Here is a 13471-nt window from a genome sequence, read left to right as displayed (position 1 = left end):
CCGTGAACGCGGGCTTGGCCCCGCTGCTGCAGCTTGACGTGGGAACCGAAGGGCCGCTTGGCGGCGCCGTTGCCGGCGCCGCCGTGGCGGCCTGGATCGCCTTCGAAGTCGGCCGTGCCTTCGCGCGCGGTGAGGCGGACTAGGCGGGGGTGGGCCGGCTAGCGTTCGGCCGGGCGCTCGTACTCGCTCTTGAGCTCGTTCTTGCGCTCTTCCATCTCGCGCCCGAGCTCCTGCAGGTCCTCGCGCGACATCGAGCGCTCCACGAGCGGGAAGAGCTTCCCCTCCTCGACCGCGACTGCGTGCTCAAGGACGGTGTCGCGGAACTCCCGGAAGGTCTCCATCCACTCGTCGTCGTCCTCGATCGTGTCCAGCTGATCCAGCATCTCGGGCGACTCGCTCTCCTCCTTTTCCTGGTGGTCGATGATGTCCTGGGGGATCTTGTCGCCAAGCTCCTCCAGGATGCGCGGGTAGAAGACGTCCTTCTCCACGGCCACATGGATGCGAAGCTCGCGCGCGAGCTCCTCGTAGAGCCGCTCGCACTCGGCGTCGTCGTCGGTCGTGAGAATCTTTTCGAACAGCCCCTTGGCCTCTTTGTGGTCGTGCTTGAGGATCTCGATCGCGCTGCGGGCGGGCATGGGAAATCTCCTCCGGAGGCAAGCTTTGGCAAGCTGCATGAACGCCCGTATGTCCAGCGCTTGGCGACAACGCGCGGGCGGGTGGACCGGGACGCGCGTCCGCCTACCTCGGCCCGAGGTTGAACACGATCGTCTTGGGCTCGGTCATCTCCTCGATGCTGTAGCCGATGCCCTCGCGACCCAGGCCCGACTCGCGGCGGCCGCCGAACGGGAAGTGGCCGATGCCGTGCTTGGGAAGGTCGTTGATCGTGACCTCGCCGCACTGGATGCGCTTGGCCGCGCGCCACATGCGCTCGAAGCTCCGCGTGAACACGCACGAGTCGAGGCCGTACTCGGTCGTCTGCGCGATGCGCAGCGCGTCCTCCTCGTCGCGGGCGGCAAGAACCGGCACGAGCGGACCGAAGGTTTCCTCGCGCGCCACGCGCATGCGCTCGGTCACGTCGCGAAGCACGGTCGGCGAGAAGTACGTCCCGTCGCGCGTTCCGCCCGTCAGGACCTTGGCGCCGCCGGCCGTCGCCTCCGCCACGAGCCCTTCCACGCGCGCCGCGGCGCGCTCGCTGATCATGGGGCCCATCTTCGTCTCGGGCCGGCGGGGATCGCCCACCTTCCACTTCTGCGCGGCTTGGGCCGCCTCCTCGAGGAACTCCTCGAGCACGTCCTGGACGACGACGACGGCCGAGACGGCGTCGCACCTCTGGCCGGCGTTCTTGCAGGCGCCCTCCACGCTCTTGGCCGCGGCCATGGGCACGTCGGCGTCGTCGTACACCATCGAGTGCGCCTTGCCGCCAAGCTCGAGGTGGAAGCGCTTCAAGCCGCCGATCGCGTGCAGGCGACGCCCGACCTCGGTGGAGCCGGTGAAGCTCACCATCCGCACGCGCTCGTCCTTGACCCACGTCTCGCCGACCACGGCGCCCGCACCGGTGGCCACGTTCAAGCTGCCCGGCGGGAAGCCGGCCGTCTCGAGCACGCGCGCGAGCAGGAGAAGCGACAGCGGCGTGGTCGAGCTCGACTTCGCGACGACCGTGTTGCCCGCGACAAGCGCGGGCGCGATCTTGGCCGTCGGGATGAACAGTGGATAGTTGAAGGGCGTGATGCAGGCGAGCACGCCAAGCGGCTCGCGGATGACAAGCGCCATCTTGCCCAGGGTGTCGTTGGCCCAGTCGCCGGGCAGGTAGTCGCCGTAGATGTGGCTCGCCTCGGCGCGCGTGTAGAGCATCCGCTCCACGGCGGCCTTCGTCTCGCCCTCTTGGTCGTGGTGGGGCTTTCCGGCCTCCAGGAGAAGCGCCTCGCGGAACGCGGGGAAGTGCTCGCGGAGAAGGCGCGCGGCCTTCTCGAAGAGCTCCACGCGCTTGGCGCCGGGAATGTCGCGGATCGCGCGGCGCGCCTCCACGGCCGCGTCCACGGCGGCGCGCGCCAGGCCCTCGCTGGCCTGCGGCACGGCCGCGACGACGCTTCCGTCGATGGGCGTGTGGACCCCCATCGTGCGCTCGCCGTACAGCCACTTGCCGCCGATGAACATGGGAAACTCGGGGATGCCCACCGCGTTCATGCGGACGATGGGGCGGAACAGGTCGTCCCGCAGGATCGCGTCGAGATGCGGGTACTCGCCGGTGGGGGCGAGGGGTTCCTTGCCCGCGCTGAGATTCGTTGCCATCAGCACTGTACTGGAACGATGTTCGTATTTGTACCCTGACACGGGCGGACGAAGGGAGAAACGGGCGGGCGAGGCCCACGGCAAGGCGTTTGAGACGACCTGGCGATCCCGGAACGTTGATCCTCGTCGGCACGTCCGGCTGGTCCTACGACGACTGGGTGGGCCCCGTCTACCCAAAACCGATGGCCGGCAAGCCCGAAGCCTGGCTCTCCGAGTACGCCCGGCGCTTCCCCACGGTCGAGGTCAACAGCACCTTCTACCGCCTCCCGCCGCCCGCGACTGTGCGCGCGTGGATCGACAAGGCGCGCGCGCTTGGCGGCGACTTCGAGTACTCGGCGAAGGTCCCGCAGGACGTCACGCACCGCGCCATGGTCGCCGGCGACGATCTTGCCATGGCCGACGGCGTCGAAGCCTTCCATCGCGAGGTCGCAAAGCCGCTCTCCGAGCGCGGCCTCTTTGGCGCCGCGCTCCTGCAGCTGGCGCCGCGCTTTGCGCACGGCGAGCGTGAGACGCGCAGCCTTTCGCGGTGCCTGGGCTTGCTTGCCGCGCGCGGGATCCCGGCGGCCGTCGAGTTCCGCAATCCGACGTGGGTTACTGCGCACGTGCGCAGTAAAAGCCCCTCGGCTGCCGCCTCGGGGAGCGCGTCTCGCGCTCCGCCGGGCTCCGCGCTCGACGCGCCGGCGGGCGAGGACGTTCTGTTGGCCGGCGAAGCCCGCGACGCGCTGCGCGAGCACGGCGCCGCGCTCGCAGCCGTGGACGGCTGCCCGTGGTTCCCGCGCGTCGTCGACGCGACGGGGCCGCACGCGTACTTCCGCTTCCACGGGAGAAACCCCGGCGCGTGGGAGACGGGAAGCGAGGAGGCCGAGGGTGGACGCCACGCGCGCTACGACTACGTGTACGGCCCCGCGGAGCTTGCGCCGCTTGCCGACGAGATCCGCGCCGCGTCGCGCAAGGTCCGCGCCACGCGCGCGTACTTCAACAACCACCCCGGCGGCAAGGCCGTGCGCAACGCGCTCGAGACCATGGGCTTGCTGGGCGAGACGACGCCGCATCGGCGCGCAGGGCAGTCCGGACTTGCGGAGTTCTAGGACAGCCACCACACGGCAAGCGCGATCGTCGCGATCGACAGCGGGACGCCGAGCTTCGCAAAGCGCCACGGGTCGAACTCCTCGCCCATGCCGCGGGCGGTCTCCGCCACGATGAGGTTGGCGGCGGAGCCAAGGAGCGTTGCGTTTCCGGCAAGCGTGCTTGCGGCGGCAAGGAGCAGCCACGCGTCGGAGCCGGCGCCCGAGGCGCTGACGTGTTCGGCCAGGAGCACGACCGCGGGCACGTTCGAGACGAGGTTCGAGAGGACGGCCGTGACGGCCGCCAGTCGCAGCGGGATCACCTCGCCTCCGAGCAAGGCGTGCTCCATGGCGGAGAGGAGCCCGCTCTCGCGCACGCCGGCGACGAGCACGAACAGGCCGGCGAAGAGGACGAGGATCGAGTAGTCGACGTTCCCGACGATGCGCGCGGGGAACCGGGGGCCGCGCAGGAGGCCCGCGAGCGCGACGGCAACGCCGCCGGCCAGCGCGACAAGATGCAGCGGCAAGGGCAGGAAGGAGCTTGCGACAAAGCCGGCAAACGTGGCGGCGGCGATGGCGACGACGACGGGCGCAAGCACGGGGTCGAGCGGCGGCTTGGCGAGCGCGTCGACGGCCGCGCGATCAAACGGCGCGGCGAGCTCGCGACGGAAGAATGCGAGCGTGGCCAGAAGCGCAAGCGCAAGCGCGGCGGCGGCAAGCGGCGCAAGGCGCGCGGCAAAGTCGACGAACGACACGCCGCTTGCAAGCCCGATGTAGGCGTTCTGGGGGTTTCCCACGAGCGTGGCGACGCTTCCCACGTTGGCGCCGATGGGAAGCGCAAAGAGATAGGGAACGCACGAGACATGGAGCAGCCGCGCGGCTTTCACGAGGATGGGCGCGAAGACGAGCACGACGGCGTCGTTGAGGACAAGCGCGGAGAGGACGGCCGAGGCGACCATGGTGCCGGCAAGGAGCGCCCGCCCGTTGCGCGCGCGGCGCACGATCTCGACCGAGAGGCGGTCGAAAAGGCCCGCAATTTCGAGGCCGGCCACGACCGTCATCATGCCAAGGAGGAGGGCCAGCGTGGGAAGGTCGATGGCGGAGAGCGCCGCCTGCGGGCTCACCTGCAGCGCAAGCACCATGGCCAAGCCGCCGGCCGCTGCGATCCACGGGCGGCGAAGGACGAAGGTGCCCCGGGCGACCCGGCGCGCAAGCAGGAGGGCAAACGTGACGACGAGGATGCCCGCGGAGAGGAGCACGGGAACGCACCCGCGCTGCAGGGAGATAAGGCGCGCGCTTGCGCGCGGGCGATGTCGGCGGCGAAGGGTCAAATAGTCCCGCGCGGCTGGCCCCCGCGATGACGGACAACCTGAAGAAGATCGAGGCGCCCATCACGGTCGAGCAGGTGTTCACCGTGGACGGCAAGCGCCTCACGGTGCTCGTCGTCTTCCCGGCGGCGATCGCCCAGGAGATCGGTCAGGAGAACCTGCTCGTGGCGGCCAACCGCGTCGTGGTGAATGTGGAGTCGAAGAGCCACCGGATCGAGAAGGTCCGCCGGTAGGTGGGCGATGGCGTCCCCGCCCTCGCGCCTGCGCCTATTCACGTGGGAGGAGGCGCAGCGCCAGATCCCGGCGGTGGAGGTGGCCCTGGCGCGCGCCCGCGCGTTTGCTCTGCGCCTGGGCGAGCTGGAGACGCGCGTAGACGCGATCGTCGCCGCGCACGGGGAGGAGCGGGTGGATTCCCCGCAGAACCCGGATCGGGAGGCGTACTGGCGGCTCCTTGCGGAGCTTCGCGACGTGCAAGCGCGGCTGGAGACGTCGATCGAGGAGATCCGGTTCGCGGGCGCCGAGGTGAAGGACCTCGCGCAGGGTCTCGTGGACTTCACCGCGCAGCGGGGGGAGGGCGAGCTCGTGTATCTTTGCTGGAAGCTTGGCGAGCCCGAGCTTTCCTGGTGGCATCCCCTCGAAGGCGGTTTCGCCGCCCGCAAGCCTCGCGCCGAGTTCTAACGCGCGCCCGCGAGCTTGGCCATGACGGCCATCTGCGCCCACATGCGGTTCTCCGCCTCGTCCCAGATCGCCGATTGCGGGCCGTGGGCCACGTCCTTTGTCACCTCGTAGCCATAGTAGGCCGGCAGGCAGTGGAGGAAGATGGCGTCGCCCTTTGCTTGCGCCATGCGCGGCGCGTCGATCGTGAAGCCTCGGAAGTCGTGGAGGCGCTGCTCCTTCTCCTTCTCGTCGCCCATGGAGACCCACGTGTCCGTCGCAACGACGTCGGCGCCCGCAAGCGCTCCGTCGATGCCCACTTGCACGTGGACGCTTGCCCCCGTGCGCGTGGCGATCGCGCGGGCGCGGGCGACGTACTCCTCGCCTGGACCGTAGCCGCGCGGCGTGGCGACGCGGACGTGCATCCCGGCGAGCGCGCCCCCGAGCAGGTACGAGCGGCACATGTTGTTGCCGTCCCCCAAGTAGGCGAACGTGAGTCCGGCGAGCGTGCCCTTGCGCTCGCGGATCGTGAGCCAGTCGGCGAGCACCTGGCAGGGGTGCTCGGTCTCCGAGAGGCCGTTGATCACGGGGACGGTGGCGTGGCGCGCAAGCTCCGCGAGATCGGCGTGGCGCTTGCACCGGTACATCAGGAGATCGACGTAGCGCGCGAGGACCTTCGCCGTGTCCTCGATGCTCTCCCCCCGGCCCAATTGCAGGTCGTCTTGCGAGAGGAAGATGGCCCGCCCTCCGAGCTTGGCGGCGCCCACCTCGAACGAGACGCGCGTCCGCGTGCTCGACTTCTCGAAGATCATGCCAAGCGTCTTTCCGGCGAGCGGTCCCGGCGAGGGCGCGCGGCCCTCCTTGTGCCGCCGCTTGAGATCCAGGGCCTCGGACAGGAGCGATTCGAGGCTCTCTCCCACGTCCTCCATCCCCAGAAGATGGCGCATCGATGCCAGCACGCGAATCGAGGGGGAAGAACCTTGCGTCCCGTTCGGGACGCGGCCGGACCGTGGCGTCGGAGGGCGGTCAAGGATCGCCGCGTACGTCGACGGGCCGGATGGACGCCTCGATCCGCTCGCCGGCAGCAAGGCCGTCGGCGTCCAGACGCACGCCGACGTCGAGCGTCTGTCCCACGGCCAGTCGGAACGGCCCCAGCGAGGCCGCGCACGACCCCGGCGCGCTGCACAATAGGACGCCGGCGCCCTCGGCGCGCTCCACCCGGAAGGTGAGCGGCCCGGCGGCGAGGTTCCAAACGCGCAAGGCCCGGTCGATTTCGACGGTGCCGTTGGGCGCCAGTCCCTGACCGCGCGGCGACGGCGCCACCCACTCCAGGCGAAGCGCCGCGTCCACGTCGTAGGCGACCGAAAGGGGGATGCCGGCCGAGAGCAGGCCGCATCCTGCCAGGAACGCGCCGCTCAAGAGGCAGACGAGGACACGCACGGACGTGCGCTCGTCCGGCCTGCGGCTTGACAGGGTGCCTGTCCGAATTCGTCCGGACAGGACGCGGCGTCCGCGACGCTTGTCAGGTGGTCTAGGTCCGGCGCCGACCGGCGGCAAGCGCCAGGAGCGCAAGTACGGACAAGGCCGCCAAGGGCTCCACGGAAGGCACCGGGCTCCGTCGCTCGTCCGTGTCGCTGGGTTTCAGGATCTCGGACAGGAGATCCCGCTGCGTGTCCGACTCGGTGAGCGTGAATCCGAGCGCGTTGTAGAGGATCTGGAAGCCGTTGGCCGAGAGGGCGTAGCTCGCAAGCCCGTACGGGTGGTAGTGCTCCGAGGTGGGCGGGGCAAGCAGCGCGCCGAGGAAGGAAATGCGTCCCTTGCCCAACGGGATCTCACCGAAGCTTGCGAACGCAGGGCCGCCCGACGCGCCCGCGACGGTGCCGTCGCGCGACGCGACCGCTTGGGAGGCCACGGTCCAGACCGGGGCGCTCGCCGGGCCGCCGCCGCCCACGGGGTAGCCAAGCGGAAGCGGGCCGTAGGTCTCGCGCGCCAGGCCCTTGAGGTCCCTTGCGAGCGGGTGGGAGCGGTCGAAATCGGCGTAGCCGGCGTACGCGAGCGTCTCCTCGACGGAGCCGGGCTCGACCGCGCCGAGCGATTCGAGCAGGCGAAGCGCCGAGTCCGTGAGGACGAGCCGGCCGCCGGATTCGACGAACGCGCGGAGAGCCTCGATGGCGGCGGGATCGTCGACAAGGGCGTCCGAGGCGCGGCTTGAGACCACCAACACGTCGAACCCGGAAAGCTCCGCGGCCAGCCGGTCGGCGGAAAGGCCGGCGAGGGGACCGTCGAGCACGCGCGCCATGTCGGCGAAGAAGGCGTTGATCTCCGCGCGCGACTGCCGCTCGAAGGCGTCGTCGGCCGTCGTCTCGAGGTGCGGGCCCTCCTTGGGCTGCGATTCGGTCGCGATCGGGTCGAGGAGGTACGCCGCGCGCAATCCGTTCGTGCGCACGTCGGCGAACGAGGGTTGCCGCACGTGATCGAGCCCGGCGCGCACGATCTCGCGGACGACGTGGACGTGGATGTCGTTGAGCTCCGCGAGGTAGTGGTTGTCGAAGGTGATGTGGTTGTACGACATCTCGACCGTGAAGCCCGTGGCGCCCAGCGCCTGCACGAAGAACGAGCCCGCGGTGCCGGAATCGGCGTAGCCGATCGTGTCCCAGGTCGTGCCGAACTGGTTGAAGCTTCCGCCGGCCACGCCGAGGTTGGGGAGCTGGTACCAGTAGGGGTAACGTTCGGCGGCCAGGCCGTCGAGCCGCTCCTTGAGGAGCTCGGCGAAGCGAAGCGTGCGAAGGTGCTGGCTTGGCGCCGCCTGGGCGTCGCGGAGGAGGCTGAGGGCAAAGTGCCCGTTGCGCAGGCACGCGCCGCCGAACACGGGGACCGAGCGCGGCAGGCACTGGGCGGGCTCGCCGTACGCCGGGCCGCCCACGACGGGGACCGGACGCGTGAACACCTCGCCGTCGGCAGGCGCCAGCATGCCGTGGATGTCCGAGGCCAGGACGACCCGGCCGCCGAAGCCCTGCAGGTATCCTACCACGGCAGCGATCTCGGGCTCCCGCAGGGCGTGCCCGCGCTTGCCCGCCGTGTTGTACCAGCCCACCGTGGGGAAGTCGCGGTTGAGGTCGACGCCGTTTCCGTTGAAGCGCACGTAGTTCTGGCTCTCGACGCAGCCGCCCGCGGGAAGCGGCGCCGCGAAGTAGTCCGGACAGTTGGCGCGGTATTCGAGCTGCTCGTGCACCCAGCCGTCGGGGTTCGTGAACAGGAAGACGAGGAGGTTCGCGTCGAGGTCGCGTCGATACTCGTCGGAGTAGTAACGGCCGGTGAGCAGGTCCTCGATCACCCGCATCCCGCCCTCGCGGCCGCCCTTCTCGTTCCCGTGGATCGAGAGCTGGAACACGAGGACGCGCTTCTCGTCACGCGGGACCGGGCTTTTGTCGTTCGTGAGCTCGACGGCGATCACCGGGAAGCGGTCGTGAGCGCCCGTCAAGTGGTTCTTCCAGCCGAAGCTTTGCCCGATCTCGAGGACGCGCAGCAGGTCCGGGTGTCTCTGGGCAAGCTCCCCGACGCCCTGCAGGAACTGCGCGAACGTGACGTAGTCGGTCGTCTCGCGGGCCTCCGGGAAGACGCGCTCGCTGACGCCTATGGCGGGCGTGGGCAGCGACGAGGCAAGCGGTCCGACGGCCCACGACGCGACGACGGCCAAGGCAAGAAGAGGAACCAAGCGTCCCACGGTCTTCCCTCCTAGGGCGCGCGACGGCGGCGCGCGAACGCAAGCGCCGCCAAGGCGCCGACGACCGCCAGCGCGCCGGGCGCCGGCATGGCGTTCGGATCGACCTGCGCGGGCGAGAGGATCTCATCGAGCAGGCCGCGCTCCTCCGTGGCGTCCCGCACCGTGAAACCCAACGCATTGTAGAGAATCTGGTAGCCCGTGGGCGAGATGGCGTAGCTTGCCAGGCCGTACGGGTGGTCGAACTCGGTCGTGGGCGGCGCAAGCGCTGCGCCCAGGAAGACGATCCGGCCCTGGCCCAGCGGGAACCATCCGAGGCTCGCCTGGTCGCGCGACCCGGAGGTGCCCGCTACGTCTCCGCCGGCGGCTTGCACGCCGTCGGCCGGGAAGACCCAGATGGGCGAGGTGTCGCGGTTGGCTCTCGGGCTTGGCGCGACGAAGTATCCAAGCAGGATCGAAGCGTAGGTCTCGCGTGCAAGCGGGCCGACGCCTGCGGCAAGCGGGTGGTCGCGGGACGAGTCGATGTAGCCGAGGTAGGCGAGCGTCTCGCGCGCCTCCACGGGCGCGCCCACGGGCTTGGCAAGCGCAAGCGCGGAATCCGTGAGGACGAGGTTTCCTCCCGCTTCGACGAAGGCCTTCATCGCCGCGAGCGCGGCCTCGTCGGAGAGAAGCGGCTTGGCTGCGCGACCCGCGACGAGCAGCTGGTCGTAGCCCGAAAGGCGGCCCGCGGAAACGTCCGCGACGGTGAGCGGCTGGAACGGACCGTCCACGACGCGCGCCATGTCCGAGAAAAAGTCGGCAAGCGTTGCGGGCTCCTCGCGACGGATCTGCGGCACGGGCGGATCGACGACAAGCTCACCCGAATCGTGGCTGCGCAGCGCACGCCGGCTCGCGCCCGGCGGCAGATAGGGACCGGCTTCGGGCGTGGGCGCGATGGCCACGGTCGCCTCGGCGTCCGCGAGGTACGCCGTGCGAAGGCCGTTTGTCTGCACGTCGGCGAACACGGGCGCGGCGGCCATCTCCATGAAGGCCCGCACGATCTCGCGCACCGCGTCGACGCTCATCGCGTTGAACGGGGGCAGGTAGTAGTTGTCGAAGGTGATGTGGTTGTACGCAAGCTCGAAGCCGACGCCGCGAGCGCCCAGGAACTGGACGAAGAAGTCGCCGGTGATGCCAGAGTCGGTGTACCCGAGCGTGTCCCACACGGTGCCGAAGTCGTTGAACTCGCCGCCGGCGAACCCGAGGTTCGGGAGGCGGGCCCAGGCAGGATGGCGCGCAAGGGCCATCGTGTTGAGCCGCTCCTTCACGTGCTCGGCCAGGCGCAGGTTGAACAGGTGGTCGCTCGGCGAGGCCTGCGTGCCGTCGAACATCGTGAGCACGAAGTGGCCCTTGTTGAGGCAAAGGCCTCCAAGCGCGGGCACGGAGGCCGGAACGCACGCCGCGGGATCGCGCGCCGCGCCGGGGCCGCCGTCGGCGGGCAGGAGCATGCCGTGGATGTCCGTGGCCGTCGTCACGCGGCCGCGGAAGGGAAGGTAGTAGGCCGCCCACGCGACCGTCTCGGGCTCCGAGAACGCGTGCTCGTAGGCGACGCCGTTGCCCATGCCCTGCATGTTGTAGAAGCCGATCGTGGGCCAGTCCCGGTTGAGGTCCGCGCCGCGCCCGTTGTAGCGGACGAAGTTCTGGCTGTCCACGCAGCCGCCCAGCGGGTTTGCCACGGAGCCCGCGTACCGCACGCAGTTGGGGCGGTACTCGGGAAGCTCGTGCGCCCAGCCGTCCGAGTTCGCAAAGCCGAAGACGACGACGAAGCGGTCGAGGAGAGCCCGGATCGCGTCGTCGTAGTAGTACGGCGCCGAGAGGTCCTCGATGACGCGCAGCGCGCCCTCGCGGCCGCCCTTCTCGTTGCCGTGGATCGAGACGTGGAAGATGAGGACTTCCTTGTCCTGGTACGGAATGGAGGACTTCTTGTTCGTGACCTCGACCGCGTACAGGGGAAGCCGGTCGTGCGCGCCCGTGAGGTGGTTCTTCCACCCGTAGCTCAACCCGATCTGCTTCACCGTGACCGTCTCGGGATACTTGCGCTCGAGCGCCGTGAGAAGGCCCTGGAACTCGTCGAAGCCGATGAAGTCCGTCGTCTCCCAAGGCTCGGGAACGACGCGCGGCCCCACGCTTGCGGCGGGCACGATGGGCAGCGCGGAGGCGGTCGGAAGAAGGACGAGGGCAAGCCCGAGGGCGACGAGGACGGAACGCATGCTCCCGCGGGGGGATCGAGGGAGAACCCTATTTTACGTTTGTGGAGCCGCGGTTGCCCGGGGGACCCCTGCGGGGGGAGGGTCTAGCACGGTTCTTGTCCGATCACTCCCACTCGACGGTCCCGGCGCCCGCGCGGCTGCGCCGCGCTCCGCGGAACGGCTTCGCCGTTCCGCTGCGCCCGTGACCGTCTCGTGGTCGTTTCACTCCCACTCGACGGTCCCGGCGCCCGCTTCGGGCCCCGGGGGCCCTCGCTCCGTGGAGCGCTCGCTTCGCTCGCGCTCCACTGCGCCGTGAACGGTCTCATTCCCATTCGACCGTTCCCGGCGCCCGCGCGGCTGCGCCGCGCTCCGCGGAACGGCTTCGCCGTTCCGCTGCGCCCGTGACCGTCTCGCGGTCGTTTCACTCCCACTCGACGGTCCCGGGCGGCTTGTGCGTGATGTCGTACACCACGCGGTTCACCTTCTTGCCAAGGGTGTTGGTGATGCGCACGCTGATCTTCTCGAGGACCTCGTGCGGGATGCGCGTGTAGGCCGCGCTCATCGCATCCAGGCTCTCGACCGCGCGCACCGCGACCGTATCGCCGTAGGCGCGCACGTCGCCGTGGACGCCCACCGTGCGCACGGGCAGGAGCACGGCGAAGTACTGCCAGGGGTGCGCCTGCATCTTGCCCGCCTTCACGGCCTTCTCGATCTCGTCCTCGACGATGAAGCAGGCTTCGCGCACGGTCTCCGTTCGCTCGGGCGTGGCCTCGCCGATCACGCGGATCGCAAGGCCCGGGCCGGGGAACGGCTGGCGCTCGGAAAGGGCAAGGCCCAGATGGCGCGCGGTCTTTCGCACCTCGTCCTTGTAGAGGTCGCGCAGCGGCTCGCACAGCGCAAGCCCGAGGTCCTTTGGAAGGCCCCCGACGTTGTGGTGGCTCTTGATCGTGTCCCGAAGCTCGCCGCCCGATTCGATCCAGTCTGGCGCGATCGTGCCCTGCACGAGCCACTTCGCGTCGAACTTTCGCGCCTCGCGCTCGAAGATGCGGACGAACTTCTCGCCGATGATCTTGCGCTTGCGCTCGGGGTCGGTCACGCCGGCAAGCGCGGCGTAGTAGTCCTGGCGGGCGTCCACGAAGTCGACGTTGAGGCCCGCCTTCGTGAGGCTCTCGCGCACCTGCGCGGGCTCGTCCTTTCGCATGTAGCCGGTGTCGACGAAGACGCAGTGGAGGCGGTCGCCGATGGCACGCTGCACGATGACGGCGGCCACCGAGCTGTCGACGCCTCCGGAGGTGGCGATGATCGCGTGGCCGGTCACCGTCTTGCGGACCTCCGCCACCTGCTCCTCCACGAACTTCGCCGGATCGAACATCGGCCGTGGGATTACGACGCGCGGTATATGAGCGTATGGACCCGGGCGCCCGCGCGGAGCCTCAACTCTCGACGTGGATGCGCGCGAAGAACAGACGGAACGAGTACGGCAGGAGGGAGCCCTTGCGCGACGCCTCGTACGCGGGCCAGCCTTCGATCTCCCGTCCCTCGTACCCGAAGTCGTACCCGCTCGTCGCGTCCACGAGGCCCGCCATCACCGGGACGCGCCCGGGACCGCTTACGGCAAGCGAGACCGAGCTCACGTTGGCAAAGTCGGCAAGCGCCGTTCGGCCGACGTTCGTGAGCGTGTAGGTTCCCAGGCCCGACAGGGAGGAGGCGCCTTCCAGCCGGACGAGCTGGATGGCGTGCGCTCGCCCTTCGCCCGCGGGAGCCGACGGCGGGATCGAGAGGCCGCCATCGAGGTAGCGCGCATCGCCTTCGCGCCGGTAGACGTTGCCGGCGGAGAACCAGATGTCGCGGGCCTGGGTCGAGGAAAGCTGGTAGTGGAAGGAGCCCGCGTCCACGATCCAGGCCGTTGCCACGGGAACGCTTGCGTTCAAAAACTCGAGCCGAAGCGCCAGGTTTGTCATGTTGAACTTGCCCGAGGCCGAGGCGAGGCACAGGAGCGTGGCGTTGCCGCTTGTCTGAAGCGCCGGCGTCGACGCGTCCAGGTTCGCCCCGTCGCAAACCGTGTGGTTCGTGCTGCCGCCTGCGTCCAGGCAGCCGGCTTCGGGCGCCAGGGCTCCGCAGGCGCCGATGCCAGGCCCCGTTCCGCCCTCCGGGAAGGACGCATGGCGTTTGGTCGAAAGCTCCGTC

At 69.8% G+C, this 13471-nt stretch carries 12 protein-coding genes; 3 read left to right on the top strand and 9 right to left on the bottom strand.

Features of this window, described 5'->3' with window-relative positions:
- Positions 1 to 158: 158 nt before the first annotated feature.
- Together VM681_07720 and VM681_07715 are read right to left on the bottom strand one after the other, a co-directional pair.
- Entirely contained in the window at positions 159 to 635 is a 477-nt protein-coding gene (locus VM681_07720; GenBank protein ID HVL87870.1) for a hemerythrin domain-containing protein, read from the bottom strand.
- 103 nt (positions 636 to 738) lie between these two features.
- Positions 739 to 2289: an aldehyde dehydrogenase family protein gene (locus tag VM681_07715; GenBank protein ID HVL87869.1), complete on the bottom strand. Its 1551-nt coding sequence runs from the start codon at positions 2287 to 2289 to the stop codon at positions 739 to 741.
- A 116-nt stretch (positions 2290 to 2405) separates the two neighbouring features.
- On the opposite strand from VM681_07715, the gene VM681_07710 reads away from it, so the two are divergent.
- Complete coding sequence (locus VM681_07710) at positions 2406 to 3377, top strand: DUF72 domain-containing protein (protein HVL87868.1); 972 nt, start codon at positions 2406 to 2408, stop codon at positions 3375 to 3377.
- On the opposite strand, the gene VM681_07705 is transcribed toward VM681_07710, so the two are convergent.
- Positions 3374 to 4612 carry an SLC13 family permease gene (locus VM681_07705; protein HVL87867.1) on the bottom strand — a complete coding sequence of 413 codons (1239 nt, stop codon included), beginning with the start codon at positions 4610 to 4612 and terminating at the stop codon, positions 3374 to 3376. The two genes, VM681_07710 and VM681_07705, sit on opposite strands and share 4 nt — an antisense overlap.
- A 98-nt stretch (positions 4613 to 4710) precedes the next feature.
- Here VM681_07705 and VM681_07700 point away from each other — a divergent pair, with 98 nt between their 5' ends.
- Both VM681_07700 and VM681_07695 read left to right on the top strand, forming a co-directional pair.
- Positions 4711 to 4914 carry a hypothetical protein gene (locus VM681_07700; protein HVL87866.1) on the top strand — a complete coding sequence of 68 codons (204 nt, stop codon included), beginning with the start codon at positions 4711 to 4713 and terminating at the stop codon, positions 4912 to 4914.
- Positions 4915 to 4921: 7 nt separating this feature from the next.
- On the top strand, positions 4922 to 5359 hold the full coding sequence (locus VM681_07695; protein HVL87865.1) for a DUF2203 domain-containing protein: 438 nt from the start codon (positions 4922 to 4924) through the stop codon (positions 5357 to 5359).
- On the opposite strand, the gene argF is transcribed toward VM681_07695, so the two are convergent.
- The 6 genes from argF to VM681_07665 form a co-directional block, all read right to left on the bottom strand.
- Positions 5356 to 6282 carry an ornithine carbamoyltransferase gene (gene argF, locus VM681_07690; GenBank protein HVL87864.1) on the bottom strand — a complete coding sequence of 309 codons (927 nt, stop codon included), beginning with the start codon at positions 6280 to 6282 and terminating at the stop codon, positions 5356 to 5358. The genes VM681_07695 and argF overlap by 4 nt on opposite strands.
- A gap of 79 nt (positions 6283 to 6361) precedes the next feature.
- Positions 6362 to 6775 (bottom strand): hypothetical protein, encoded by a 414-nt coding sequence (locus tag VM681_07685; GenBank protein HVL87863.1) that lies wholly within the window; start codon positions 6773 to 6775, stop codon positions 6362 to 6364.
- Between the two features lie 91 nt (positions 6776 to 6866).
- Entirely contained in the window at positions 6867 to 9059 is a 2193-nt protein-coding gene (locus tag VM681_07680) for a M14 family zinc carboxypeptidase (protein ID HVL87862.1), read from the bottom strand.
- An 11-nt stretch (positions 9060 to 9070) separates the two neighbouring features.
- Entirely contained in the window at positions 9071 to 11305 is a 2235-nt protein-coding gene (locus tag VM681_07675) for a M14 family zinc carboxypeptidase (protein ID HVL87861.1), read from the bottom strand.
- Positions 11306 to 11705: 400 nt separating this feature from the next.
- Positions 11706 to 12656 (bottom strand): glutamine-hydrolyzing GMP synthase, encoded by a 951-nt coding sequence (gene guaA, locus VM681_07670; GenBank protein HVL87860.1) that lies wholly within the window; start codon positions 12654 to 12656, stop codon positions 11706 to 11708.
- A gap of 61 nt (positions 12657 to 12717) precedes the next feature.
- Positions 12718 to 13471: hypothetical protein (locus VM681_07665; protein ID HVL87859.1), on the bottom strand; the 754-nt coding region annotated here is incomplete at its 5' end.

The organism is Candidatus Thermoplasmatota archaeon, from assembly GCA_035541015.1.
GTDB lineage: Archaea > Thermoplasmatota > SW-10-69-26 > JACQPN01 > JAIVGT01 > DATLFM01.
This window is presented reverse-complemented; position numbering and strand designations above follow the sequence as displayed.